This window comes from Proteus sp. G4380 (assembly GCF_963885725.1).
Taxonomy (GTDB): Bacteria; Pseudomonadota; Gammaproteobacteria; order Enterobacterales; family Enterobacteriaceae; genus Proteus; species Proteus mirabilis.
The window spans coordinates 1-202 of the sequence record NZ_CAWPAV010000103.1; the positions used below are offsets into that span (position 1 = coordinate 1).

At 53.5% G+C, this 202-nt stretch carries 1 pseudogene; it reads right to left on the minus strand.

Features of this window, described 5'->3' with window-relative positions:
• Positions 1–202 (minus strand): annotated as a pseudogene (locus AACU98_RS09325) (signal recognition particle-docking protein FtsY); the annotation flags it as partial.

Below are 202 nucleotides of genomic sequence, written 5' to 3' on the forward strand. Positions count from 1 at the left end.
TGCTCAGCTTGCAGTCTGGCTAGGCGCTCTTGCTCCGCTTTTTCTTGCTTCGCTTTTTCTTGCTTCGCTTTTTCTTGCTCAGCTTGCAGTCTGGCTAGGCGCTCTTGCTCCGTTTTTTCCTGCTCAGCTTGCAGTCTGGCTAGGCGCTCTTGCTCTGCTTTTTCTTGCTCAGCTTGCAGTTTGGCTAGGCGCTCTTGCTCCG